At 60.8% G+C, this 23,753-nt stretch carries 21 protein-coding genes; 6 read left to right on the forward strand and 15 right to left on the reverse strand.

Features of this window, described 5'->3' with window-relative positions; translation table 11 throughout:
* Nucleotides 1-483: 483 nt before the first annotated feature.
* Complete coding sequence (locus tag ACELLULO517_RS12510) at nucleotides 484-2,013, forward strand: Hint domain-containing protein (RefSeq protein ID WP_227307730.1); 1,530 nt, start codon at nucleotides 484-486, stop codon at nucleotides 2,011-2,013.
* A gap of 119 nt (nucleotides 2,014-2,132) precedes the next feature.
* Here ACELLULO517_RS12510 and lptG read toward each other — a convergent pair whose 3' ends face one another.
* Together lptG and lptF are read right to left on the reverse strand one after the other, a co-directional pair.
* Nucleotides 2,133-3,227 carry an LPS export ABC transporter permease LptG gene (gene lptG, locus ACELLULO517_RS12515; RefSeq protein WP_227307731.1) on the reverse strand — a complete coding sequence of 365 codons (1,095 nt, stop codon included), beginning with the start codon at nucleotides 3,225-3,227 and terminating at the stop codon, nucleotides 2,133-2,135.
* A 17-nt stretch (nucleotides 3,228-3,244) separates the two neighbouring features.
* Nucleotides 3,245-4,339, reverse strand: coding sequence for an LPS export ABC transporter permease LptF (gene lptF, locus ACELLULO517_RS12520; RefSeq protein WP_227307732.1), 1,095 nt, complete (start codon nucleotides 4,337-4,339; stop codon nucleotides 3,245-3,247).
* 309 nt (nucleotides 4,340-4,648) lie between these two features.
* On the opposite strand from lptF, the gene ACELLULO517_RS12525 reads away from it, so the two are divergent.
* Together ACELLULO517_RS12525 and ACELLULO517_RS12530 are read left to right on the forward strand one after the other, a co-directional pair.
* Nucleotides 4,649-5,902, forward strand: a complete 1,254-nt coding sequence (locus ACELLULO517_RS12525; RefSeq protein WP_227307733.1) for a glycosyltransferase — start codon at nucleotides 4,649-4,651, stop codon at nucleotides 5,900-5,902.
* Nucleotides 5,895-7,331 (forward strand): oligosaccharide flippase family protein, encoded by a 1,437-nt coding sequence (locus ACELLULO517_RS12530; protein WP_227307734.1) that lies wholly within the window; start codon nucleotides 5,895-5,897, stop codon nucleotides 7,329-7,331. The genes ACELLULO517_RS12525 and ACELLULO517_RS12530 overlap by 8 nt, the downstream gene beginning before the upstream one ends.
* A gap of 110 nt (nucleotides 7,332-7,441) precedes the next feature.
* On the opposite strand, the gene ACELLULO517_RS12535 is transcribed toward ACELLULO517_RS12530, so the two are convergent.
* The 3 genes from ACELLULO517_RS12535 to ACELLULO517_RS12545 all read right to left on the reverse strand — a co-directional run bounded on the left by ACELLULO517_RS12535 (nucleotide 7,442) and on the right by ACELLULO517_RS12545 (nucleotide 10,582).
* Nucleotides 7,442-8,425, reverse strand: coding sequence for a radical SAM protein (locus tag ACELLULO517_RS12535; protein ID WP_227307735.1), 984 nt, complete (start codon nucleotides 8,423-8,425; stop codon nucleotides 7,442-7,444).
* Nucleotides 8,426-8,570: 145 nt separating this feature from the next.
* Nucleotides 8,571-9,731 carry a glycosyltransferase gene (locus ACELLULO517_RS12540; protein ID WP_227307736.1) on the reverse strand — a complete coding sequence of 387 codons (1,161 nt, stop codon included), beginning with the start codon at nucleotides 9,729-9,731 and terminating at the stop codon, nucleotides 8,571-8,573.
* A gap of 335 nt (nucleotides 9,732-10,066) precedes the next feature.
* Nucleotides 10,067-10,582 (reverse strand): TetR/AcrR family transcriptional regulator, encoded by a 516-nt coding sequence (locus ACELLULO517_RS12545; protein ID WP_227307737.1) that lies wholly within the window; start codon nucleotides 10,580-10,582, stop codon nucleotides 10,067-10,069.
* Between the two features lie 141 nt (nucleotides 10,583-10,723).
* On the opposite strand from ACELLULO517_RS12545, the gene ACELLULO517_RS12550 reads away from it, so the two are divergent.
* Nucleotides 10,724-11,491, forward strand: coding sequence for an SDR family NAD(P)-dependent oxidoreductase (locus tag ACELLULO517_RS12550; protein ID WP_227307738.1), 768 nt, complete (start codon nucleotides 10,724-10,726; stop codon nucleotides 11,489-11,491).
* A gap of 9 nt (nucleotides 11,492-11,500) precedes the next feature.
* Nucleotides 11,501-12,691, forward strand: coding sequence for an MFS transporter (locus ACELLULO517_RS12555; protein ID WP_227307739.1), 1,191 nt, complete (start codon nucleotides 11,501-11,503; stop codon nucleotides 12,689-12,691).
* A 44-nt stretch (nucleotides 12,692-12,735) separates the two neighbouring features.
* Here the strand turns inward: ACELLULO517_RS12555 and ACELLULO517_RS12560 are convergent, their stop codons facing one another.
* Nucleotides 12,736-13,383 carry a TetR/AcrR family transcriptional regulator gene (locus tag ACELLULO517_RS12560; RefSeq protein WP_227307740.1) on the reverse strand — a complete coding sequence of 216 codons (648 nt, stop codon included), beginning with the start codon at nucleotides 13,381-13,383 and terminating at the stop codon, nucleotides 12,736-12,738.
* 117 nt (nucleotides 13,384-13,500) lie between these two features.
* On the opposite strand from ACELLULO517_RS12560, the gene ACELLULO517_RS12565 reads away from it, so the two are divergent.
* On the forward strand, nucleotides 13,501-14,220 hold the full coding sequence (locus ACELLULO517_RS12565) for an SDR family oxidoreductase (protein ID WP_227307741.1): 720 nt from the start codon (nucleotides 13,501-13,503) through the stop codon (nucleotides 14,218-14,220).
* 162 nt (nucleotides 14,221-14,382) lie between these two features.
* Here the strand turns inward: ACELLULO517_RS12565 and ACELLULO517_RS12570 are convergent, their stop codons facing one another.
* The 9 genes from ACELLULO517_RS12570 to ACELLULO517_RS12610 form a co-directional block, all read right to left on the reverse strand.
* Nucleotides 14,383-15,360 carry a metallophosphoesterase family protein gene (locus ACELLULO517_RS12570; protein WP_227307742.1) on the reverse strand — a complete coding sequence of 326 codons (978 nt, stop codon included), beginning with the start codon at nucleotides 15,358-15,360 and terminating at the stop codon, nucleotides 14,383-14,385.
* Nucleotides 15,357-16,103 carry a nucleotidyltransferase family protein gene (locus ACELLULO517_RS12575; protein WP_227307743.1) on the reverse strand — a complete coding sequence of 249 codons (747 nt, stop codon included), beginning with the start codon at nucleotides 16,101-16,103 and terminating at the stop codon, nucleotides 15,357-15,359. The genes ACELLULO517_RS12570 and ACELLULO517_RS12575 overlap by 4 nt, the downstream gene beginning before the upstream one ends.
* Nucleotides 16,103-17,050 carry an agmatinase family protein gene (locus ACELLULO517_RS12580; protein ID WP_227307744.1) on the reverse strand — a complete coding sequence of 316 codons (948 nt, stop codon included), beginning with the start codon at nucleotides 17,048-17,050 and terminating at the stop codon, nucleotides 16,103-16,105. Before ACELLULO517_RS12580 ends, ACELLULO517_RS12575 begins: the two co-directional genes overlap by 1 nt.
* A gap of 4 nt (nucleotides 17,051-17,054) precedes the next feature.
* Nucleotides 17,055-18,674 carry an APC family permease gene (locus tag ACELLULO517_RS12585; RefSeq protein ID WP_227307745.1) on the reverse strand — a complete coding sequence of 540 codons (1,620 nt, stop codon included), beginning with the start codon at nucleotides 18,672-18,674 and terminating at the stop codon, nucleotides 17,055-17,057.
* Between the two features lie 51 nt (nucleotides 18,675-18,725).
* Nucleotides 18,726-19,571 carry a BtpA/SgcQ family protein gene (locus ACELLULO517_RS12590; protein WP_227307746.1) on the reverse strand — a complete coding sequence of 282 codons (846 nt, stop codon included), beginning with the start codon at nucleotides 19,569-19,571 and terminating at the stop codon, nucleotides 18,726-18,728.
* 3 nt (nucleotides 19,572-19,574) lie between these two features.
* Complete coding sequence (locus ACELLULO517_RS12595; RefSeq protein ID WP_227307747.1) at nucleotides 19,575-20,468, reverse strand: carbohydrate kinase family protein; 894 nt, start codon at nucleotides 20,466-20,468, stop codon at nucleotides 19,575-19,577.
* The gene (locus ACELLULO517_RS12600; protein WP_227307748.1) at nucleotides 20,465-21,220 is read right to left on the reverse strand and encodes a GntR family transcriptional regulator; all 756 of its coding nucleotides are present in this window, start codon (nucleotides 21,218-21,220) and stop codon (nucleotides 20,465-20,467) included. Before ACELLULO517_RS12600 ends, ACELLULO517_RS12595 begins: the two co-directional genes overlap by 4 nt.
* 154 nt (nucleotides 21,221-21,374) lie before the next feature.
* On the reverse strand, nucleotides 21,375-22,211 hold the full coding sequence (locus ACELLULO517_RS12605; RefSeq protein ID WP_227307749.1) for an alpha/beta fold hydrolase: 837 nt from the start codon (nucleotides 22,209-22,211) through the stop codon (nucleotides 21,375-21,377).
* 105 nt (nucleotides 22,212-22,316) lie between these two features.
* Complete coding sequence (locus ACELLULO517_RS12610; protein WP_227307750.1) at nucleotides 22,317-23,750, reverse strand: NAD-dependent succinate-semialdehyde dehydrogenase; 1,434 nt, start codon at nucleotides 23,748-23,750, stop codon at nucleotides 22,317-22,319.
* Nucleotides 23,751-23,753: the final 3 nt, after the last annotated feature.

Raw genomic sequence — 23,753 nt, forward strand, 5'->3', positions numbered from 1 at the left:
GCGCGGATGACCCATTATCATTAAGAGCGCCTTTCAAAACGTTTGTACGCGCGGTTTTGAAATGCGCTCTTTGTAAGTCGGCGGCCGATCGCTCGGCGCGGGAAGGCTGGACATTAACCACTCAACTTTCTGCCCGCGGCGCTAAATTATTGCAGAAAATCCTCATCGTTTCCTAGTCAGCCACAGACATGACTATCGGTAACGGGATCAACTATTCGCGGAAAAGCTTGACCTTGTCGGCCTACTAAGCCTTTTAGGTAGGGGCATCTCTCCCGAAGAACTAAGCCTTGGCGACTTTCGACAAATCCGTCATCCAATGATGACTGTGATTAGTCCAAAAGTGGTATTTCCCTTGGTCTGCTCCATCGGGTCGGGTGCTACGATCAGCAGAATGCTAGCCAACCGAAATATTTTGTTAGGAGATCGGCCAACGAAGTTTTAGGTGTCAAGACACGCTAGAAGCGTTGATGTGGAGATTCGTCCATGACTGACTATGCTTGGTTCCCCGTGACAGGTGACGGAGAAAGCGCCGCCACGGCTTACACCTGGACCATAGGGCAGTTGCCGTTCAGCATCGGTAACGACTGGGCTAACGTCGACAACGATCCGCCTTATCCGATCTTGACCGGTACTGTGCCGGGTGCGGTCGTGGGCGGTGTCGCCCAGGACAGCGTCTATCTCTTCGCGGGCGCCGCGAACGGCTCCTTCGTCAATCAGTTCTACACGCCCGATCCCGCTAAGGGCGACCCCTATATCGCCGAGGACTCATCCGGAAACTACAGCTTTCCGACCGAGGTCGTGCTCAATAGTGGCAGCGTTGCTCTCAATACGCTGGGTCTGGAGTCCATCAACGTCGAAGACGGGCCGGTCAGCCCCGTATTGGAGGTCCTGGGGTCGACCCTGGATATTCAGGGCTCAATTGAGTCGACCTATGACAGTAGCGAGTTTCCCGCCGGTCTTTCCTCAATCGTCGCAGATGCCGAGGAATTCGGCGGCTTCTTCGGTATCACCGTCCCGACACCGGGCGGAACGATCGACATCGGCCAGACCGCGACGGTCGAAGTCGGCGGTACCATCGGTGCTGACGTCGACGTCAATTTCGCGGTCGGCACCGGCGACGTTCTGAAACTGGATGGCGTGACCCAGGCGGCGGCGACTGACGGCATTTACACGGTGGGTGCCACTATTTCCGGCTTCGGCATCGGTGCTGAGATCGACCTGTCGAATATCGCTTCCACCAGTCTGAACAGCTTCAGTTACAATACGGCGACGGGCGTTTTGGACATCAATGTCGGTGACCCGATCGACGTTATGATCACCGTCGCAGGCACCGGCATCGGCTTGACCGGTGGGCTGACCGATGCGTCTTTCCATTTCGGTGATGACGGGTCGGGCGGTCTCGCGATTATCGCGTGCTACGCCGCCGGCACCCTGATCGCGACCACCCGGGGCGATATTGCGGTCGAGGCGCTGACGATGGACGATCAGGTTCTGACGATTGACGCCGGACCCAGCCCGGTCCGCTGGATCGGCCATCGCGAGGTTAACCTCGCCCGCCACGCGGCCCCTGAGCTTGTGCGACCGATCCGCGTCCGTGCCGGCACTTTCGGCCAGGGTCTGCCGCTGCGTGATCTCTACCTGTCGCCGGATCATGCCGTCTTCGCGGAAGGGGTTCTGATCCCCGTCAAACACCTCGCCAACGGCACGACCATCCGGCAGGTCGATGTGGAGACGGTCTCGTATTTTCATATTGAGTTGGAAAAACACGCGATTATTCTTGCCGAGGGCCTGCCCTGCGAAAGCTACCTCGACACCGGGGATCGCGCGTCGTTCGGCGATGGCGGCGCAGCAACCGAACTCCATCCGGCATGGGGGTCAGAGGCGCGCGACGTCACGCTGATCATGGATGCATTGGGATGCGCACCGTTCCGCGTGACGGGACCGGAAGTCGAGCGAGCCAAGGCGCTGCTTGGGTCCCACGTCGATCGCACGGGTGAATACCTGGCTGCCTGATTGCGCCAGAGCGTACCGCGTTTCAGACTGGCGCCGAATAATTGCATCCGCCTGGGCCAAAAATTGCCGATGACCAAATCCACAGGCGCTGCTGGTGCGTCACTAAAACCTGACGGACTCTACGAGCGACGGAAGAAGCCTATCGCCAAAGCCATCAGCAGAAAAGAAGGGGCCAGGGCCGCCACTGCGGGATTGAGATCAAGCACGAGGTCCAGATTGCCGGCAATCTGTTGCGCAAGCGAGCATACAACACCGAAGCAGGCGCCAATCGCGATCTGAGAGCCGGTATTTTGCGTGCGCGAGGGGCGGAAGACAAAAATAAATGAAATAAGGATCATCGCGAGCGTGGCGAAGGGCAAGTCAACCTTCATCCAAAATTCCTGTTCGTACAGAAGCGCTTGCAGATGTCGTTGCCGCAGACTGCGGATGTATTTGTATAGCGCTATCGGTGGCATGCTGTCCGGGGGCAGACGCAGCAGCTGCGTCTGGCTTGCGGAGAGGAACGGTTGCCACATAAGCGCGGCCTCACGCTCAGTCTGAAAACTTCCGCCTGACAGGCGTTTACGGGTGGCATTGGCCAGCAGCCACCGCCCGTCGGGGCGAATGTCCGCCCTGTCGGCGTGAAGATACTCTGCCAGCGTGCCGTCCGTGTTGAACTCATAGACGTCGATGTTTGTCGGTATATCGCGCCGCTCGAAATGCTGAACGTGCAAATACTGGCGGTCGCCGTAGGCCCAGAAGTCATCCTCGCTGCGGAGTGACGTGTATAGGGCGACGCTTCGTTCCTGCTGAGCAAATTGCTGGGATATCGGGATGCCATACTCGGCCAGCAGAAAGAGCAGCAGCCCGATCGGGATCATGAGCCTTATTGCCGTGCCACCGATGCGATATTCCGACATCCCGGCGGCACGGAGCGCCGTCAACTCGGATTGTCTCCCCAAACCCCCGAGCCCCAAAAGACATCCGATGAGCATCGCTGAAGGCGTCACCTGCAATAGCCGGTAGGGCATCGTGCAAAGCGTGTAGAGCGCAGCATCGGCGACCTGATAGTGACCTTCCCCAACTGATGCCAATTGCTCGACGAATTCCAGCAGGCTGAACAGCGCGGTCAGGGCGCAAGCCACAAGGCAATAGGCCCGGAGGATGATCCATCCGATATAGCGGTCCGCCGTGCTGAGCGCCAAAATACCCAGGACGCGAATCAGGATCCGCAATGGCAGCGGTCGCCTTCTCATGCCTGACGGCGCCTGGGTCTGAGGATAATGGCCAGCCAGGGTTTGACGAGCATGCTCAATAGGACGAGCGCCAATGCTCCCGGCACCCACAAAATGCCCGGCAGGCTGGGCACAATCCCATGCTGTACCCAGGTTCGCGCCGAGGTGAAGAGCAGATAATAGGCGAAGTAAGCCAGGATCGCCGTACCGAACCTCGCATAACGACCTTGCCGCCCCTTACGAAGGCTCATCGGGATGCCCAGAAGCCCAAGCAAGATCGTGGAAAGCGGTGTTGACAAGCGCCACTGCAGTTCCGCGATATCGGCCGGATCGGTTGATCTGAACAGCGCGGCGCTTGGCGTGACCACCGCGCTGTAATCTGTCGCGAGCGAGGATTTGGGATTGGGGTTCAAAACCAGATCGGCGGCATCCAGCACCTGATCGCTTTTGGTCCCATCCTGCCAAAACCGATAAATATGCGCGTCGAGCAGGTGGACCTGAGAAACGCCTGCCTGCCAGGATGCCATCATTGAATTGGCCAGGCGCGCGGAGATAATTTCCGTATAGTCGTCATGCCGGATCTGGACGAAAACATCCTCTGCCGGTGCGCCGGGTCCGGCGCGCCGCGCGAAGAATATCACGCGCCGGCCATGCTGGCCGATGTAGAAAGTATCCGCCTCCATCGCGCCTGTTTGAAGCGTAATCGCTGCGATGCCGGCTAACGCATGTAGCCGAGCATAGGCCCAAGGGCGCGCGTACAAGGACAGCACAGCCACCGCTATAGCCAGCATGACACCGAGGTTGATGACGCTTCCCAAAATTTTCCGAGGCGGAAACGTCAGCGCAAGCATCGCCGTGATTTCCGAATCTCCCCCCATTCTGCCGAAAGCCAGAATCACCGCGACGTATAGCGAAATTGGAATGAGCGTATCCTGCGCGATTAAGAGCTTAAGGCCGATCAGCTGGACGATGCTGCTGGCGGGAAGCAGGCCGCTTGCGGCGTCTGACAAATACCCCGCGGCGCTATACGTCGCGAACAGCACCATCAAGACGACCAAAACACGCAAAAAAGGCGCCGTGATTTCTCGGAGAAGGTAACGGGCGATGATCAAGGCAGGAAGCCGTTCCTTCTGGGTCTCGCCGCTATAGACCTTGCCACGCCGTCTTTATGCCAACTCATCGTAACTGCTGCTCCGACGCCGACGATGTCAGCCGCGTTTATATCCAATATCGCGGTCTGGCCAGCCTGGACTCATGAGATTAAGCGGTTACACCGTCCTGCCGGACGGCGCGGAAACGCGGGCAAGACGATGTTCGGCGGAGACAGAGTGCTATAGATAGAATGCTTCATTGCTCCCTATCCTTGGCTCGTCCGCCGATGGGCGGGGGCTTGGTTATGTCGATTGTCCTGGCGGATTTCTATGAAGATTTTGTTCGCCTTCGAGAACGCGCTGCCTAGTGCTCAGGCAGACGCGGAAGTGTTCATGGCGACAGCCGAGGCCCTGGCGCCCTTTACGACGCAGGCTTGGCTGCATATCCCCGCGCCAAATGCCGCGTCCCTAGCGGCGGCCCGACTTGTCCGAGGCGTTGCGATGGTTTCTGCCTGGGCACCCGGCCGTCCGGCCGTTCTGCGTCACATCCTCTGCGGATTGACGATTGTCTGCCGCCGCGCCTTCCGCGAAGCGGATCTTGTCTATACGCGAAACCTTTGGGTCGCCTGGATATCGCTCATCTTCGGCCAGCGGGTGGCCTTCGATCACTATCGGCCTTGGCCGGATCAGATCCCGCCGCTACAGCGCTGGCTGTATAGCCTGTTCTCTCACCCCCGTCTGATCGTGAACATTTGCCATTCCGACTACACGCGCCAGGCCTATCTTCGGCTTGGCGTTGATGGAGCCAAACTGCGTCGGGTTTTGAATGGTTTCGAGCCGCAGCGGCTTCGCAATCCCGTTTTGCCGACAGAAGCCAAGTCCCATCTCGGTTTAGATCCGACGCGGAAATACGTGGTCTATACCGGCCGCGTGAACCATAAGAAGGGCCTTGCCCTGGTGGTGCGGGCCGCGAAGATGCTGCCGGATCTGGAATTTCTGCTTGTCGGCTCCAGCGCGGAGGGCCCTATCGAGGCGCTGGCGCGCGATGTGCCCAATGTCAGGATAATCCCCTTCCAGCAGCCCGATGCGCTCGTTCAATACATCTACGCGGCCGATGTGCTGTTGATTCCGCCGTCGCGGGAGCCGCTGGCGCAATTCGGTTCGACCGTGCTGCCGCTCAAGGTCTTTTTCTATCTGAGTGCCGGCCGGCCGATCCTCGCCGGCGATACGTCCGATGTGCGGGAAGTTTTGCGGCACGGCGAGAATGCCTGGCTATGCGCGCCGGACCAGCCGGAGGCTCTGGTCGATGGCCTGATGCGACTGACGGAGGATGCAGGCCTGGCGGCGCGCCTGGCAGCCGCAGCGCAGGCCGATAGCGCCGCCTTGACCTGGACGGCGCGTGCCACGCGCATATCGAGTATTCTGACCGAGCGCCTGCAAGCCCACCGCACGGCGCCGGCCCCATGGGGCAGACAGCAGAGCATGCGTTGGCGCCAATTATCCTGGCGTTGGCTGCGCCATTTACGCCGCACCCGTTTCTGGATCCTGCCGCCGGACGAGTTGACCGACGAGCCCAATGGATAGCCATCAGCAGCATCTTGCCCGCGGCTTCAATTGGCTTGGAGGCGCCACAATCCTCGCCAAACTGGTCGATTTTTCGACGATCATTGTGGTTTTGCTCTGCCTGACCAAGCAACAGGTCGGTATCGGCTCACTGGTCGTTTCCTTCGCCATGATCCTGGAGGCTCTGAACGGCCTGGGGACAAGCGATGCCTTGGTGCAGGCCAGCCTGGTCTCTCGCCTGCAACTCGACAGCTTGTTCTGGTTCATTCTCGGATCGGCTGTGCTTGTGGGGGCGGTGACCTTTCTGCTGGCGCCTTTGGTGGCTGCGCTATGCGACAATCCCAGCATCATCGCCTATCTGGGGCTGGTCGCGCTTAAACAGCCGATTGTGGCAATGGCCGTCATTCCCCTGGCCTTGCTCAATCGAGGACTGCGCTACGACCGCATAGCGATCGTCGGCGTCAGCGCCACGCTTGGCGGGGCGCTGACGCGGCTGGCCCTGGCTTTCTGGGGAGCGGGAAGCTGGGTGCTGGTCGTGGGCTATACCGCGAGCGGGTTTTACGTGTTGCTCGGCGCCCTGGTGGCGCGACCGTTCGTTCCGCGTTTCCGCTTCGATTATGCCGCGATCCGGCCGCTTCTGAGCTTCGGCCTGCGGGCCGCGAGTTCCAACCTGTCAGAGCAGGTATTTAAGAATGTCGATTACCTGCTGGTAGGCTGGTTCTACGGCGCCGCGCCGCTGGCAAGCTATCGCTTGGCTTTCGATGCGGCGATGGAACCTGCGACTGCGATCAGCACGGTCATCCGCCGGACCGCATTGCCGGTCTTCGCACGCACGGCGGCGGAGCCAGGGGAACTCGCGGTCGCGCTGACATGGGCAGTGCAGAGGCTTCTTCGGCTCGCGGCCCCCCTCATGATGGTGTTGGTGCTGATAGCCAGACCCTTGACCGGGTTGATCCACGACGAGCACGGCCACAGTTACGCCTCGTCCGCGCTGCCAATGCAATTGCTGGCGGTCGCAGCCTTGTTGCGGGTGACGACCGAACTGTTATTCCCGGTGCTGCTGGCGGCCGGCCGGCCCGGAATCGCCGCGCGGCTGTCTGTGGGTATTCTATTGACGCTCACGCTCGCAATTTTCCTGGTTGGATACCTTCTGCCGCAGGGGCCAGGGATCATTGCGGTCGCTGGTTGCTGGTTGGCTATCTATCCGTTCGTGCTCGTTTGGGGCGCGCGGATGCTGCACCGGGATCTGCGATTCCCATTGAGAGCACTGGCGCGCGTTCTGGTCGAAACTGCCGCCAGCCTTGGCGTCACACTCGCGCTAGTGGTTTTGGCCGAGGCGCTGGCTGGCAACCCCGCATCTTGGGTGCAGATTGTGATTGTGCTTCTGGCGACGGCTTTGGTGCAGGGCGGCTTGTATCTGCGAGGGCGACAGCGCATCAAACTTGCCTGACGCCTAGAGCGTTTCCCGTTCGCTTACGCTCACAGTTGCCGCTCTAGATTATTGTTTTTGCGAGCATCTTCACACAGTCAGATGATTGCATCTGACTGTGTGAAGATGCTCTAGTCGGCCGCCAAAGCGACCGTTGGCTCCGCAGGTTTTTGGCTACCGCGATAGCGGTCCAGCATGCTCATCTGATGCACGCAACTTAAAGTACAGGTCGGGCTGCAAGACTTTTCCGTGTGGTATTCGCGCCGAAGATCGTCACGGGTATAATCGGCCAGGGGAATGCCCGGGTAGCCGCGTTGCTGCGAGCACCAATGCACGAGGCCATCTTCGGTGATGTACAGGTAGCGGGCGCCGGCGCGGCATTTCCAGTCATTGGGTTGCCCTTGCATCAGGTTCTTCTGGAAGAGCCGGTAGTTCAGGGTATGGACGATCGACGGAGAAATCTTCGTCACCGCTGCATAAGCTTGCATCTGCGCAGCGCTCAGCGGCTTCAGCGTGCCGGTATGGTCATGCAACACGCCCACGGAGTGCTGCAGCCCATATTTTGCTGCAGTCTCCGCGACCACGATGACGTCCTGCGTCCGCTCCTCGCTGATACCCAGCACGGAATTGACGTTCACTTTGAATTTGGCGAGTTCGGAGAGCAGGGCCAACTTGCGCTCGACCGAATACAAGCTCTTCATCGAAACCGCGTCGGGCTCCAGATTGTCGATGCTAATCTGCATACCTTGCAGACCCGCCGCGTTGAGGCGCCTGATCCAGTCGGCCGTCAGCTTGAAGCCGTTCGTGATCATGGTCACGATCATGCCGCGGGCCCGCGCGGCGGCGACGACCTCATCCAGTTGAGGATGTAACAACGGCTCGCCACCCGTGAAGGTGATGGAGGCGGTTTTTAAATCCGCCAGCAGATTGACCCGCTCGAGCAGCGCCGGCAGCGGCACAGGTGGCGAGAAATTGTCGTATTCGTTGCAATAGCCGCAGGCGAGATTGCAACGGCGCGTGACAACCACCTGAGCGAGCAGCGGATTGTAGCGCGAACTGACGGCGCGCCCCAGAAACCGCATTCCGGAAGCGACGCTATCGAGACGATCGGTCAAAGAATTTTTCTGCATCAACGGGTTGCCCCATTCTGAGGTGCGAGGGGAGGGAGCAATCGGAACCGGTTGGACCTTCTAGCACCCTTGCCGCGCGGAAAGAAGTCACGCGGGCGCAGGCTGCGCATCCTGCCACGCCTGTCGAAGGTCAGGGGGAACTGTCATGCCTTTGCAACACAGTATCGTACCAGTCTTCCAGCAGACTGGTCTGATGATGCAAGTCGAAGCGCTGCTCAACGAAGGTCCGCGCTGCGACACCCATCCGCCGGCGCAAGGCAGGATCTGCGGTCAGGGTCTGCATGCGGGCCGCCAACGCGACCTCGTCGCGTTCTGGTACGAGGAAACCTGTTTCTCCGTCCAGCACCCCCTCCGGAATACCCCCGACGCGGGAGCCTATCGTCGGCAGGCCGTTGGCGGCCGCTTCCAGCAGCACCAATCCAAGCCCCTCCATCCGCCCCGTTTTGGTTCGTACACTGGGGAGCACAAGCATGGCCGCGCGGCGGATGGCGGCCAGAACCTTCTCATGCGGCAAAGCGCCGAGGAAGCGGATACGCGTCTCCAGTCGCAGCGACTTGCTCAACGCTTCGAGCGATGCCCTCAGCGGTCCATCACCGATGATATCCAGCCGGATTTCGGAATTCTGTGCCGCCACCTGGGCGAAACTGCGAATGAGGTATTCGGTCCCCTTCATCTCGACCAATCGCGCGACATGAAGGATGGTCAGTGTTTCCCCGTCTGCCTTAAGGGAGGGACCAGTCCGGCAATCGACGCCGATGTGATGCACATGGGTGCGGGATTCCGGGAACCCCATGGCGATGACGCGTTCGCGCAGGAAGGCCGAGGCGCAGAGAAACAATGCCCCCTCCTGCGCAAGCTGATGTCTGAACAACGGATAATTGGCCCAAGCGGGCGACCGCAGAAGTGCCGCAGTCGAAAGCGTCGCGTCAAAACCGTGGAAGGTGGTAATCAGAGGGATGCCCAAGCGCCGGGCCAGCGGCAGAGCGTAGACACCCTCAATGCCAAAATGCGCATGGATGAGCGCCGGTCGATGCGATTCAAGCATGCGGAAAAAGGGTCGTGGCGATCGGCTCAGCATCTGCCAGCCGATCATAGGCCAACCATAGCGCAAATCCCTTAATGCGAGCGAAGATGCGCCGGTGGGTTCGGGGCCAAAGCGCAGCCGACCCAGATAGACCGGGCGGTAGCGCTTTAATGTCTGCGCCTGTTGCGTGATGAAGGGCTCTGAGATCCTGAACAGATTGTGACGGAATATGATGACCTCGCGCACGCCCAACCCTTTGTGTGACATTTCGTTGAATGCGAGCCCGTTAATCCTCGCTTCTCGGTCTTGACGATAACGACTTTCGTCATTCCTGGAAACGCTGGCTTGCCTTGGCGCAAACGAAGGGGCAAGTCGCCGTCCGGCCGGTCGATGGGTAAAATTCGTGGTGGCTTGACCCACCCTGCGGCGGAAGGATGCATGCTGACCTTGAGAACCGGTCAAGGTCACGGAGCGAAAAATTGATATGTCTACGAAAACGGGCGAAGCGGTCTTATGATCAACATGGCGTTGACCATGGTTTTAGATCAAGGCCGGAATTAAGACTGCTCGGCTAGAATTTGACCAATCACCTTCGCCTAAGGTCAAACGAGGGCGGATGTCGCCTGATCGAAGACGCTCATATCCCCGAGCGCGCGGGCCAATAGCATTGCCCCCTCAAGGGTCGCCAGCGTCCGCTTGGCCCCTTCCGCCGTCAACGCCGCATCAAGCGGTCCGGCCATCAGATTGTCTAGGCCGCGTTCGAAGAAGCGTCTTGCCTCTGCGGCAACGGTCGGGGGCAAGTCGGCAGATGTCGCACCGAGCGAGCCGCATAGGCACATGCGGCCGTCTTGCAGGAACGCGCGGCGAAAGACGCGAAGCCAGGCCTCCACGCGCGGTGCGCCGGCCTCCTCCTCCTGCAGCACGGCCGCTTCGAACCGATCCGTGTATCGGCGCGCGACGGCCGCCGCGAGGGCTTCCTTGGTCGGGAAATGGTGATGCACGCTGGAGCTTGCGACCCCGACATCGGCCGCGATTTCGCGAAAGCTGAAGCCGCTATAGCCCGCGTCCCGAATGCGGCGCTCTGCCGCGTCCATGATGACCTGCGCCCGATCTGACATCACATTTCACCTATCGATCGTTCGATAGATAGGTCTTGCTCTTCCCGCGAGCAAGCTCTAATGGACGATCGACAAACCGATCGATCGATCGGTAGGTAATATGAGACCGATAGCGGTCTCATCAGACGGAAGGATGAGGATATGCGCTTCGAAGGCAGGGTGGTTGCGATCACCGGCGGTGGATCAGGCATTGGCAAGGAGGTTGCGACGCGTTTTCTGGCGGAAGGGGCTTCTGTCGCGATCAATGGTCGGGATGCGGACAAATTGCGCGCCGCAGCCCAGGAGATCGATCCCTCGGGCGAGCGCGTCATCGTTTCTGCGGGGGACATCGCGGATCCGGCGACCGGCGCGGCGCTGGTCGAAGCCGCCGTGTCACGCTTCGGTCAGTTGGACGTCCTCGTCAACAATGCCGGTGTTTTCAATCCGAAACCGTTTCTGGATCTGACCGAGGCCGATTACGACTGGTATCTCGACACCATCCTCAAGGGGAAGTTCTTCGCGGCCCAGGCGGCTGCCAAGGCGATGAAGGGACGGGGCGGCGTCATCGTCCAGACCGGTTCGATGTGGGCCATTCAGGCGATTGGCGCCACACCATCGGCCGCCTATTCCGCCGCCAATGCCGGTGTCCATGCCATGGTCCGCAATCTCGCGATCGAGCTTGCTTCCTATCAAATCCGGATCAATGCTGTTGCACCGGCGGTGGTCGAAACGCCCGTTTACGACACGTTTCTGAGCAAGGAGCAGGTCCGCGATGTGCTCCCGACCTTCAATGCCTTCCACCCGATCGGGCGCAATGGTCAGCCGGGCGATGTCGCGGCGGCGATCCTGTTTCTGGCATCCGACGACGCTTCCTGGATCACCGGGACGGTCCTGTCTGTCGATGGCGGTGTCACTGCCGGTCGTCAGTAGGAACGCGGGATGACGGAGATCGAGACAAGGCAAGCGCGGCGGAACACCTGGCTATTGGCCTTGGCGCAAGCCATGGGCGGTGCGCATTCCGTCATCGTCTATGCAACGGCCGCGGTGATCGGGAACATGCTGGCGCCGCACAAGGCGCTGGCCACGCTGCCGATCTCGGTCTTCGTCATTGGGATGGCGCTGGCGACACTCCCCGCCGGGGCTATCGCGCATCGGTTTGGCCGCCGCGCCGCCTTCCTGGTCGGCGCAGCCTGCGGCGTATTGGGCGGTCTGCTTGCGGCTTGGGCGATTGTGCTCGGCTCCTTCGCCCTCTTCTGCGTCGCGATGTCATGCGGCGGTGTCTATGCAGCCGTCGTGCTGACATTCCGCTTCGCCGCAGCCGATGGTGTGCCTTTGGAGCGGCGTGCGGGGGCGCTTTCGGCCGTCATGGCAGGGGGCATCGTCGCCGGTGTGCTTGGTCCGCAGGTGGTGACCTTCACGATGGCGGTGTGGCAGCCCTATCTATTCGCCTCGACTTATGTCGCACAGGCGGGTCTCGCCTTGGCGAGCGCCGTCTTGCTCGCCGGGGTTCGACTGCCGCCCGTTACCCGCCTGCAAACCCGCGGGCGGCCGCTTTTGGCTATTGCCCGTCAGCCGAAGTTCATCGGCGCGCTGATCTGCGGCACAACCAGTTATCTCCTCATGAATCTGCTGATGACGTCTGTCCCCCTGGCCATGAGCCTGTGTGGCCTATCGATGGGGGCGTCCAATCTCGGCCTGCAATGGCATGTCATCGCGATGTATGCGCCAAGCTTCATCACCGGTCGCCTCATCGCGCGGTTCGGTGCGGCGCGGATCGCCGTCGCCGGTCTGCTGCTGATCGGTGGGGCGGCGATCGTCGGGCTGACGGGCGTCAGCGTCACGCAATTCTGGTCTTGCCTGATCTTGCTCGGTATCGGGTGGAATTTCGGCTTTCTGGGCGCTTCCGCGCTGGTTCTGGACTGTCACCGGCCCGAGGAAAAGACCCAAGTGCAATCGTTCAACGACTTCGTGGTGTTCGGCGCGATGGTACTGGCGTCCTTCTCCTCCGGCGGTCTGCTGACGCAGTTCGGGTGGAGTGCGGTCTGCTGGCTGGCCCTTCCGCTATCGTTCGTTGCAATCCTCTGCATTGCCGCCGTCGGTCTGACGCGTAAGACTGTCAGCTCTCATTAGGACCGGCTCACGGCCTTCGGTTCACCGAGGCGCCCGCGCTTGCGTCATTTTTTGGCGGTCCTTGGCCCAGGTCTTCGACTTGGCACCGCGGCATGGTTCAAAAGAGAGGCGACCGCCGCCCTTGCTGCGACAAACGGCGCGCTGTCGCCAAACACTTGCGAGAGCAGCAAGCTGCCTTGAAACAGGATGCTGATCTGCTTTCCGAGATTGACCGGATCGGCAAGGCCGGTCTGCTCGCATAGGTCGATAAAGGCGCGTTCGACATAGGCCGCTGCGTTTTTTCCTCGCTCGGCTATGCCGTCATGTTTGCCGACATATTCCTGAGATGCCTTGATGCCTAAACATCCACGAATGGGGTTCTCGTCGATCATCGCTTTGCGGATGTCAAAAAACGCCATGATCTGCCGGCGAGGGTCATGCCCGGCGGCTCGGGCCGGCGTAAAAAGCTCATCCACGATGTCGGAGCCATAATGGTCCAAGACCGCTTCGATCAAGGCCTCCTTCGAGGAAAAGTATTTGTAGACGGTACGTTTGGATATGCCGCTGCCGGCCATGACCGAATCGATGCCCGTGGCATGAAATCCGCCTTCATAGAAGCGCTCGGATGCCCATTCGATGATTTCAAGCTTCTTGCCCTCGACCTCTGCATCCTCTGCCATCGACCTAACCCCCGCGACTGTCCCGGTAAGCATAGCAAATCGGATTGACTTGGTAAACCGATCTGTTTACCAGTGAAAATGTAAACCAAACTGTTTACCGCCCGGCCGCCGGCCTTGCGGCGTCAGTTGGTCAGCAATCAGAGGAAGACGATGTCCTTATCCAATAAAGTTATCCTGGTTTCCGGTGCCAATCGCGGAATCGGTGCCGCGACGGTTCGGGAATTGCTGAAAGGCGATGTCAAAAAAATTTACGCGGGTGCCCGCACCCTCGCTTCGTTGCCGAATTTCGGCGATCCGCGCGTCTTGCCTTTGCAACTTGACGTCACGAGTGACACGTCGGTGCTGGCGGCTGCCGAGCAAGCGCGGGACGTGGACGTGCTGCTCAACAACGCAGGAACAATGGCCTTCGGGGACTGGCTCACCAGCCCGCAGGACGTGATCGATGCCGACATGAACACCAATTTCTACGGCACGCTTCGGGTCATTCGCGCCTTTGCACCGTCCTTCGTCAGCCGTGGGTCAGGGACGATTGCGAATGTCGTCAGCATTGTCGGTCTTGCACCCGTGTCGGTTCTGGCCGGCTATTCCGCGTCGAAGGCCGCGCTGCAGTCTATGACCCAGGCGCTGCGTGCCACATTGCAAAAGTCCGGAATAACGGTCATCGGGATCTATCCGGGGCCCATTGATACGGATTTGGCGAAGGGCATTCCTCTCGATAAAGCGACACCCGAGCATGCCGCTGCCAATATCGTAAAGGGCATCGCAGAAGGGCAGACCTACATCTTCCCGGACCCGACGGCCCTGCAAATCGGACATCTTTGGGCCCATGACGGCCGGCAGTTGGAGATTGCGATACAAGTCGGTGGGTAGCTGAGAGAGCGAGCCGAACTCTGATGAACGCATAGATCATCCAGATGCTGAATGCGGTTGTGCGTGTTAAACAACCGCATTCAGCGGATCTATATTCGCTTGATCATTGTCTTGCATAGGTCCTGGCACGCGCATGAGCTTAGCCAGGACCTACGGAGACATTCAGCCGGAGACGAGCTGGCAACTGATGATTTCATTCCCGGCCAGTTCGATGACGGCGCCATCCAGACGGCCTTCCGAATACTGGCTGCCGGGGTTGACGCAGGTGGTGCGGCCGATTTTCGCAATCCCCCGGGACTCATGAATATGACCGTGAAGGGTGAGTACCGGCTGCAGCCGTTCTATGAGCGCGCGCACCGCCTTGGACCCGACGGGGGTGATGACGGGCTGGCCGCCTGACATCACGGGTCGCAGATCATCCGTCAATTTCGGCGCCATATCCAATGCCGAATCAAAGGGCGGGCAATGGAGGTTGAGAATAGTCGGCCGGCCTGGCGTCAAAGCGCTGGCCATCCTCTCCAACCGCTCAGCCAAAGCCGTCTCGTTTTCTTCCCTTGGGCTATGCCAGGGCGTCGGATTTGCCCAGCAGCATGAGACCATCTGCAAAGGACCCAGTTCGACAAGCCGCCCTTCGGGATTGACCACGCCATCACCGCCGATCGCCTGGTCAATGGCGAATTCGTCGTCATTGCCCGGCATGATGAACATAGGCAGCCCGTCACGCCGCTGTTCGGCGGCCATGGCACACCAGCGTTCGATCTGGGCCACCATCACGCCGGTGAAGATGGACTTTCGGAAATCGTCATCGGCGTCCAGGCGGGCATGTTCGGCGGGTGTGCAGCGATAGGGATAGAAGCCGTTGAAGCGAATGCTGTCCTCCAGCTTCTCCAACTCCTCGGCCTGGATCGTCCGCTCATTGCCCTGAATACGGGCGACGAACGTGCCGTTCGGCTGCTCGACCACCGGGAGCATCGCCTTGCCGGTGATATCGCCACCGACGATAACCGCATCGACCTTATAGAAGTCCGGCGCCTTGAGCAGCTTGCGAAAGCAGAGTTCCGAGCCGTGGATATCGCCGGTATAGTAAATGCGGAATCCGGTCTCGGCACGTTGCCCGAACAACTTCTTGAGGAAGCTCATGCCTTCTTTTGTCCTTCGTCGGGGAGTTCGTACCATTGCACCCTGCGGCCGATGACAGACCGGGCTTTCCAACCCATGCTTTTGGGCTGGGTATGAAGCCGGTCGATCATGAGCGCGATCTGGGTCGACAAGGTGTAAGGGCCGGGCAGCGGACCGAGGGCCTGGGCAAAGGGCTGCATACGCTCAAGCTGATCCATGACGGTGCGCCACAGACCCCAATCCTTGCCGCAAAGGCTGGCCAGCCGGTCAAGATCGATGCCGTCACCCGTCTTGGTCAGCGGCGTGTCGACCAATACTGTCGCGATGTCGCGCAGATCCTTGTCGGTTGCCTCGACGATCTGCAACTTGGTCAGCAGAAGACAGCCCATATCAAGGCGGCCTTGCGCGAAGGTGAAGGGGATATCGTGGCACATATGCAGATGATCGAGCATCACGTCGATATGCAGGCCAAGACGATCGGTCTCGAAATAGATCAGCCGATTACGACCGAATAGCAGATTTGTCTCGTGATCCGGCTGATAGCCAAGCTCTTTCAGCAGAGTCTCGATCCCCTCACGATCTTTCCGCAGGATGGCAAGGTCGATATCGCCATAGGTCCTGGCCAGCGGTGCGATCTTCGCGGAGGGGCAGCGCATGGCGATGCCGACACCGCCCAGCACGCCAAGAGTGAGGCCGGCGTGTTCCGCCGCTTGCGCGATATGCTCTGCCTCGGCGATCAGGTCATCGGTTGCAACCGCACCCATCAGGTCAGTTCGCTCGCCGCGAGGGCCGCGAGCGTCTCCATGATGATATTGCAGGACAGGCGCGGCGTCGCGCCGGACAGCTCGTACATCGGCGCGATTTCCACGATATCGAGGGCGAAGGGTCGCGCGGCGCCCAGCATGCGTGCGATCTGGATCGCTTCGCGCCCGGTGAAGCCATCCGCTTCCGGCGTGCCACCGCCGGGCGCCGATGAACTGTCGATCGCGTCCATGTCGAAGGTGATATAGAGCCCGTCGACATCTTTGCGCGCGATCGCGATCGCTTCGGCCAGGCTTTCAGCGATGCCGCGTTCGCGAATTTCCTCGACGCCGTACCAGCGCATGCCGAATTCATCGGCGATGTCGAAATGCTCGCGGGCGTTCAGCCAGCCATGGATGCCATAGACCACGACATTCTTGCCATCGACATTGGGGAGATTGGCCGCCCGGTTGGTCGGACAACCGGATGCGAAGGGGGAGCCGCCCCAGCCGGGGGCGGTGTCGAGATGGGTATCGATGCTGAGATAGCCCATCTTTTTTCCGGCCAGCGCGCGCGCCGCACCGGCAGCGGTGCCGATGGTGATCGCGTGATTGCCACCGATGAAATAGGGGATGATGCCCTGACGACACAACGCCTCGACCGAGGCCGACACGCGCTCCATGGTCTGGGCAGGGTCACCGGGCACGACGCTGATATCCCCGGCATCGACGGCCGGGAGACAGTCCCAGACGTCGATCTTGCGGCGATAGTCGTAGGAGGTGAACCAGTTGGAGGCATCGCGCAGGGCGCGGGGCCCGTAATTGGCCCCGTTCCGTCCGCCATTGCCCTCATCCCAAGGGACCCCCACGAAAGCGATGCGCGTTCCTTCGGCAGGCGTCGTCTCATAAGGCAAGCCGAAGAATGTCGCGGGGCCCGTATGAAGAACGCCGCCTGCTTCCGGATAACGCATCAGTTCACTCCACCGGGATTTCTGCGGTCGCGAGGCCGAGATCCGTACCCCCCGAGCGGCGAATGGCGATGACAAGGGCAGCGACGACGAAAGCCAGGATCGGCGCGCCGACATTGAGGATGATATTGGAGGAGGACAGGCTGATGCCGGCGACCGGATCGGCCCAGAAGATATCGAGCACGATGAGGGAAAAGACGGTCTGCAAGGCACCCCAGAACGCGATGGTCGGCACGCCGAGAAACCGCTTCGCGCCCGATGCTTCCCAGGTGCGGCGCATGGTGAAGGGATAAAGCACGGCCGCGATGCCGGTGATGACGAACATCACGGCGCAGGCGAAAACCAGCGTTACGGTTGATATGACACCGGTCACGAAGAGATAGAGCGACAGCAGCCCGAACAGGCCGCAGATGAGAATCGCGATATGGGGCGTGCCGAAGCGGCTGTTCACCTTCGAGAGCGACCGCGGCAAATAGCCGTCGAGCGAAAGCGCCAGCAGCAGACGGGTTGCGGTGAAGTAGTTGATGGGCATCCAGACATAGGTCCAGAAGAAGAAGGTCACGCCCATGACAAGAGCGCCGACGACGCTCGGCGCGAAAAGCGCATAGATGAGCTCATTATAGGTCGGTGCATAGGCAAGGCCGAGCTTCGCGGAGCCGAGGCCCATGAAGAAGGCTTCTCCGCCGACATGCAACAGCGCGATGATGAGAAGCAGCAGGCCGATTGCGGTGAAGATCAGCGACCCGAACATGCCAAGGCGTTGGGTTCGCGCGGGCTGGCGGACTTCGCCGCCGATATAGCAGGAGGTGGCGCCGAACAGCACCATGTACAGCGACCAGATCGAGGCGTAATAGGTGGCCTTGGCAGAGAAGGCATGGCCTGCCGTCGGGCCGCCCGCTTTCTCGGCGAGCGCGAAGGCACCATCGACACCGCCGAGGCTTTTGACATAGGCATCGAAGGAGGCGGCAAAGCTGGTATGGCCGGTGAAGACAAGGCAAAGCAACCCGATGACAAGGCCGATACAGGCGAGAAAGAAGGCGTAGCGTTGCAATGTCATATAGGTTCGCACGCCGACCAGCATGACGATGGTGAAGGCGATCAGAAACAAGCCACCGACGATGATGGTGCCGTTATTGCTATAGACCCAGTCGCCGGCATGCGACAAAGCGAGCGACCCTGTGGCACTGCCGAGTTCCCGCAGGAAGGGCGCGATACCGAACTGGGCCATGAAGGCCATGGGCGCGCCGATCGACACGAAGGCCGACATGATCCAGGTCGCGGCAACCGTGAAGCCCAGCAGCGGTCCGGCCTTGCGGCCCATGATACGGCTGACCCAGACATAGTCGCCGCCCGACCGCGGCATATCCGCCGAGAGGCGGGAATAGACGACATAGATGGGTATCACGAGCAGGGTCGCGATGAGGACCGTCAGCGCGAAACTGCCGCCCGGATAGGAGGCCAGCCCGCCAAAGAGGAAGATGACCCCGAGCGCGATATTCTGATTATTGACGTTGTAGATGAAGATATCGAAGGGGCCGGCTTCCTTGCGCAGGCCGGTGGCGTCGCGGGTATAGATTTTACTGAGATGAGAGGCGGTTGGATGAGTGGGGGAGGCATCTGGGCGCATTGCTCTAGTCTCCTGTAAGGGTAAGAAAAGGCGTCCTCTCGTTTCTTGCTTTTAAAGCTTCACTGCCGCGACTGCGGACATGAGTTGCTCGACCCGTTTCGGGTCAACCGGGTTCCACCAGACGCCGTCCTTCTTCAGCCATTGGCCGATGATGGCGCCGTCGGCGACTTGGAAAAGGGTCGGTACTTGTTCCGGGTTGAGACCGCTACCGACAATCACGGGCAGGTTGGTGCCTGCACGAACCGCCGTCACTTCGTCGGGTTGTGTGGGCGATCCGGTTCTGGTGCCGCTGGCGATCAGCACATCCGCATCGAACCATTCGGCGTCGGTTGCCTGTTCCGCGATCGAGCGGTCGGCGGTAATGGCATGGGCTCCGAACTTGACGTGTACATCGGCGAAAATGAAGACATCCTGCGCGCCGATATTGGCGCGGTAGCGCATCGCCTCCGGCGCGGGACCGTTGAGAAAGCCCTCATTGGCGATATAGGCATTGACCCATTGATTGGCCCTCACCCATCTTGCCCCGACGGCTTTCGCAACCGCCAAGGCCGGGATAACCGCATTGGCGACGCAGGTAATGCCGATCGGCGTATCGACGGCATTGCGGACTTCAAGGCAGGCGGCGGTCAGCGCGGCGACTGTCTCGGGACCGATATTCTCCGGACGCCGGAACGGCATGTCGCTGGCATTCTCGATGATGATACCGTCGATTCCGCCTGCTGCCAGGGTTTTGGCGTCTTGAACGGCGGCGGCATAAACCTCGCGCAGGTCAGTGCCGGAATAGCGCGGGGCACCCGGAAGCGGACGCAAATGGATGACACCAATAACGGGCCTGGCGCTCGGGAAAAGCATTTTGAGTGCGCTCGGCTTGGCCGGCAGAACTTTCGGGGGCGACATATGCTAAAGCAAGCCTCTCGTGAGCGATGTTTCGACATCATGACGGCTGGGATAGGCTCTGGCAGACCCAAGTCCGCCGCAGCTCAAACTCGCGGCATGGACGGCCCTGGTGAGGGCGTCGAGCGGTTGCTGTCCTGCCAGACGTTCGCCGACAAACCACCCTGCCAGGCAGTCGCCCGCGCCCGTCGTGTCGACAATATCGCCGCGCGGCGCGGTGACGTGACAAGCGACCGTTCCGTCATGCCAGGAAGCGCCATCGGCCCCTTTCGTCCGGACAATGGCCTGAGCGCCGACCGCCAGTAGTGCGGTCACGGCATCGCCGAGACGCTCCTCCGTGCGATTATTGCTGAAGACGACCGCGCTGCCGTCGATAAGAGGAGCGACATCGGACAGATTGGCAAAACTGCCTGGCTCCAGATCGATAGACACAGGGATTTTGGCCGCGCGGCATCTGGCGATGAGAATGGCGGCACTGTCGGGATAGTAGAGCGTCGTATGAACCCAGCCGATGTCAGACAGATCGACGGCCGCGACAGCTTCGACACTGGGATAAAGGCCGGTACCATCGAAGAGGAGCAGCCTTTTTTCGCCATGCGGTTCCAGCAGGATTGTGGCCCGCGTCGTGGATCCTTCGGCCTGATCAGCGACCATGCTGACGCCGGCTTCCGTCAGGCTCCGCTTGATCCAATCCGCCGCATCATCCTGCCCCAGTCGGATCAGTGCCCGGCTGACCGTTCCCACACGGGCGCAGGCGGCGGCCGCATTGGCGGCAACACCGCCGGACGATTCGATATAGGCGGTGCTGTTGACCTTCTCATCGACGCCCGGCAGGCGCGGGATGCGCTGAGTCGTATCCCAACTTCCGTCACCGACGAAGAGAGCGGCAGAGGGTTTCATTTTCTGACAAGATCCACTCTTAGCCGATAGCGGTCCGCGCGATAGACCAGTTCCGCATATTCGATTGTGGCACCGGACCCATCGCGCGTCGTGCGGGCGACCGACAGAAGCGGAAAACCTTCGACGGTGTCGAGTATCGCGGCCGTCGGCGCATCGGCGACGGTTGCCGAGACAAATTCCTCGCCGCTTAGAATAGCGCGCCCGCTTTGGTCCTCGATCCAGGCATAGAGCGATCCCTCATCAAGCTCAGATATCTGCGGCTCACGTTTCAGACCCAACAGTAACGGCGCGAACCAGGAGCGGCTGAGTCCCACCGGCTTTTTATTCGCCAGAAGCAGGCGTTCCACTTCAATGAGCTTGCGCTTCTGACGCGGTTTGAAGGCGAAAAGCTCGTCCCAATCGTGTGGGCAGTCGATCTGCCGGATGGCGCGTGTCCGGTAACTTGGCTTCAGGCCGAGCAGGCGCATATCTTCGGCGAAGCCCGCAAGCCGTTGCGAGGGTTGATCGATCTTCGCGAGGAGGATTGAGCCCTTGCCGGAGCGGCGGCTGATCAGACCGTCATGTTCAAGACTGTCGAGGGCCGTGCGGGCCGTGGTTCTGCTGACGCCGAAGGCCGCGAAAAGCTCAGCCTCGGACGGCAATCTGTCGCCGGACGTGAATTCCCCTTGATCGATACTGAGCCTGAGCCGTTCGGCAATCTGATGCCAAAGCGGTATCGGGCCGTCTTCCAGAGGGGCGTCGTTCCAGGGCATGCGAAAATGCTACAACGTCATGACATTTGACTTCAACAGTTTTCCTTGGGCGGGTCCTTATTTCGCTATCGAGGATAATACGCGGTCAATCGGCCGATACCTTATCTGTATACAGATGCAGCATCGGCCGGGTCGATCATCCCATCATGCAGGGTCAGGCGGCAGGATTGTCGAAGAAGGATTGGATCGCCGGGATCACGACCTCGGGCGCTTCCAATGTCGGGCTATGACCAATTTTCTTGAGGCGCATCAGCTTCGCATTCGGCAGTTCCCGCAGCATCTCATCCGACCAGGCAGGTGGGCGCGGCAAATCCTCTTCCCCGTTGATGATTAAAACGGGAATCGTGATTCCCGGCAAAAGCGGGACGGAACTGCCACGCTCCATAACACCGCTCATGGCCGGGCGGAGGGCTTTCGGCAAGGCCGCGATCCGCTCGCGCCAGAAATCGACGATGGGCTTCTTTGCGGGATCATGGCGCGTCGTCTCGCCAAGCATGATGGCCATTGTGGTGTCCAACACATCGCCGGAGAAGCCCTGGTTGCCGGCGTCGATCACCCATTGCCGAAAACGGGCCAGCTGGTCGGGCGGCTCAGAACAGGCAGAGGATCCGGCGACGACCAGCGACCGAAAGAGGTCCTGGCGTTTGGAAATGAGCCTGAAGGCGACATCACCGCCCATGGATTGCGCCACGACGTTGATCGACGTCAATCCCATCGCATCGATCAGCGCTTCCATATCCTCGGCGCATGTCTCCATGGTGATGATGTCGACGTCATCGAGATCGCTGCGCCCCTGGCCACGAAAATCCGGCCGGATGACGCGATACTGGCCGGCGACGGCGGCGACCAGGCCGTCGAACATGGTGCCGTCGAGGAAGCAGGAGTGCAGACAGAGAATGACGGGCAGGTCCGTCTCCCCCGTATCTGCAACCCAGAACGTTGCCCCCTGGATGGTCTTGTAGCTTCCGGCTGAGAGATTGCTGTCAGGCATAATACACTCCCGATATTATTATTGTTGTTGTTTGAGCAATCATAGCAGGACGGGCCTTGCGGCCCGCTTCGCCAATTGGGGCGCCGTCGGCAGGCCGAGCGGCGTTCAAGCGACGGTGACGAATTTGGTATTGAGATAGGCGTCGATGGCCTCGGCGCCGCCTTCGGAGCCATAGCCCGAATCCTTCATGCCGCCGAAGGGCGTTTCCGGCAGCGCGAGCCCGGCATGGTTGATCGAGAGCATGCCGCTTTCGACCCGGGTGGACAGCGCCTGCACGGTCGCGGCCGAGCTTGTATAGGCATAGGCGGCCAGACCGTAGGGCAGGCGGTTGGCTTCCGCGAGAACGTCATCCAGCGTCGAGAAGGGCCGGAACAAGGCGAGGGGACCGAAAGGCTCCTCGTTCATGGCGCGCGCGTCCAGCGGCACCCGGCTCAACACCGTCGGCTGGAAGTAATTGCCGGCATTGCCGAGACGTTCGCCGCCGGTGACAAGCGTCGCGCCCTTCTGCACGGCGTCCTGCACCAAAGCCTCCATCGCCTGCACCCGGCGGGGATTGGCGAGCGGCCCCATCACCGTGCCCTCGGCCAGGCCGTCGCCGACCGTGATGGCGCTGGCGGCGGCCGCGAAATCCGCGACGAACCGGTCATAGACACGCTCCTGCACCAGGAAGCGGGTGGGGGAGACGCAGACCTGGCCGGCATTGCGGAACTTGCTGGCGGCCAGCAGCTTCACTGCGATATCGAGATCGGCATCCTCGAAGACGATGGCCGGGGCATGGCCACCCAATTCCATGGTCGCGCGCTTCATATGCTGGCCGGCCATGGCGGCGAGCGTCTTGCCGACGGGGGTGGAGCCGGTGAAGGTGATCTTGCGGATGACGGGATGCGGGATGAGATAGGTCGAGATGGTTGCCGGGTCACCATAGACCAGGCCGATCACGCCCGGCGGGACGCCGGCATCATGGAAGGCCTGGATGAGGGCTGCCGGGGAGGCCGGCGTCTCCTCAGGGCCCTTAGCGATGATCGAGCATCCGGCCGCGAGGGCGGCCGAGACCTTGCGCACGATCTGGTTGATCGGGAAGTTCCAGGGTGCGAAGGCGGCGACCGGTCCCACCGGCTCCTTCACCGCGGTCTGCATGATATGGCCGGCGCGCGGCGGGATGACCCAGCCATAAGCGCGCTGCGCCTCGCCCGCGAACCAGTCGATGATATCGGCGGCGGCGGCGGTCTCGACCCTGGATTCGGCCAGGGGCTTGCCCTGTTCCAGGGTCATGAGCCTGGCGATGGCCTCCACCCGCTCGCGCAGCAAGGTGGCGGCCTTGCGCATGATGCGGGCGCGTTCATAGGCCGAGGTATTGCGCCAGATATGGAAGCCGCGTTCGGTGGCGGCGAGTGCGCGGTCGAGGTCAGCGATCTCCGCCCGCGCCAGGGTGCCGATCTGCTCGCCCGTCGCGGGGTTGAGCACGGGCAGAACCCCGCCGGCCATGGCCGGCCCCCAAGCGCCGTCAATGAAAAGCTGCGTATCGGGATAAGCGGACATCGA

Source organism: Acidisoma cellulosilyticum (assembly GCF_020621385.1).
Lineage (GTDB): Bacteria > Pseudomonadota > Alphaproteobacteria > Acetobacterales > Acetobacteraceae > Acidisoma > Acidisoma cellulosilyticum.

Excerpts from the sequence above, each read along its gene's own strand:
- ACELLULO517_RS12510 (WP_227307730.1), top strand. The coding sequence starts at position 484 with ATGACTGACTATGCTTGGTTCCCCGTGACAGGTGACGGAGAAAGCGCC.
- ACELLULO517_RS12525 (WP_227307733.1), top strand. The coding sequence starts at position 4,649 with ATGAAGATTTTGTTCGCCTTCGAGAACGCGCTGCCTAGTGCTCAGGCA.
- ACELLULO517_RS12530 (WP_227307734.1), top strand. The coding sequence starts at position 5,895 with ATGGATAGCCATCAGCAGCATCTTGCCCGCGGCTTCAATTGGCTTGGA.
- ACELLULO517_RS12540 (WP_227307736.1), bottom strand. The coding sequence starts at position 9,731 with ATGTCACACAAAGGGTTGGGCGTGCGCGAGGTCATCATATTCCGTCAC.
- ACELLULO517_RS12545 (WP_227307737.1), bottom strand. The coding sequence starts at position 10,582 with ATGTCAGATCGGGCGCAGGTCATCATGGACGCGGCAGAGCGCCGCATT.
- ACELLULO517_RS12550 (WP_227307738.1), top strand. The coding sequence starts at position 10,724 with ATGCGCTTCGAAGGCAGGGTGGTTGCGATCACCGGCGGTGGATCAGGC.
- ACELLULO517_RS12555 (WP_227307739.1), top strand. The coding sequence starts at position 11,501 with ATGACGGAGATCGAGACAAGGCAAGCGCGGCGGAACACCTGGCTATTG.
- ACELLULO517_RS12560 (WP_227307740.1), bottom strand. The coding sequence starts at position 13,383 with ATGCTTACCGGGACAGTCGCGGGGGTTAGGTCGATGGCAGAGGATGCA.
- ACELLULO517_RS12565 (WP_227307741.1), top strand. The coding sequence starts at position 13,501 with ATGTCCTTATCCAATAAAGTTATCCTGGTTTCCGGTGCCAATCGCGGA.
- ACELLULO517_RS12570 (WP_227307742.1), bottom strand. The coding sequence starts at position 15,360 with ATGAGCTTCCTCAAGAAGTTGTTCGGGCAACGTGCCGAGACCGGATTC.
- ACELLULO517_RS12575 (WP_227307743.1), bottom strand. The coding sequence starts at position 16,103 with ATGGGTGCGGTTGCAACCGATGACCTGATCGCCGAGGCAGAGCATATC.
- ACELLULO517_RS12580 (WP_227307744.1), bottom strand. The coding sequence starts at position 17,050 with ATGCGTTATCCGGAAGCAGGCGGCGTTCTTCATACGGGCCCCGCGACA.
- ACELLULO517_RS12585 (WP_227307745.1), bottom strand. The coding sequence starts at position 18,674 with ATGCGCCCAGATGCCTCCCCCACTCATCCAACCGCCTCTCATCTCAGT.
- ACELLULO517_RS12590 (WP_227307746.1), bottom strand. The coding sequence starts at position 19,571 with ATGTCGCCCCCGAAAGTTCTGCCGGCCAAGCCGAGCGCACTCAAAATG.
- ACELLULO517_RS12595 (WP_227307747.1), bottom strand. The coding sequence starts at position 20,468 with ATGAAACCCTCTGCCGCTCTCTTCGTCGGTGACGGAAGTTGGGATACG.
- ACELLULO517_RS12600 (WP_227307748.1), bottom strand. The coding sequence starts at position 21,220 with ATGCCCTGGAACGACGCCCCTCTGGAAGACGGCCCGATACCGCTTTGG.
- ACELLULO517_RS12605 (WP_227307749.1), bottom strand. The coding sequence starts at position 22,211 with ATGCCTGACAGCAATCTCTCAGCCGGAAGCTACAAGACCATCCAGGGG.
- ACELLULO517_RS12610 (WP_227307750.1), bottom strand. The coding sequence starts at position 23,750 with ATGTCCGCTTATCCCGATACGCAGCTTTTCATTGACGGCGCTTGGGGG.